We start from the raw sequence: 250 nt of genomic DNA, 5'->3' as shown, positions 1-250 counted from the left end.
GGAGCAATTGAAAAGCCTAATTTTAACTGAATCCGCTTATTTTTTAGTTTCCAATAAAAACGTTTTATACTTCCTACATTTGTATAGTACTCGTAATAACGAAGTGATTTCATAAAATTCAATATATCGTTTGGAACAATAATCCGCTTAATTCTTTCAATAAATGAATACTCAAACTTACCTATATTCATCATAGAATCTGCCATTAGATAAAATTTTAATTCTCTTTTGCTTGTAATCATAACCCACC

The 250-nt window shown here is 28.0% G+C and carries 1 protein-coding gene; it reads right to left on the bottom strand.

The features are described 5' to 3' along the window. On the bottom strand, positions 1 to 250 hold a 250-nt coding region (locus tag ABFY71_RS19030; protein WP_347947444.1), incomplete at both ends, for a hypothetical protein.

Source organism: Devosia alba (genome assembly GCF_039938915.1).
GTDB lineage: Bacteria > Pseudomonadota > Alphaproteobacteria > Rhizobiales > Devosiaceae > Devosia > Devosia alba.
This window is presented reverse-complemented; position numbering and strand designations above follow the sequence as displayed.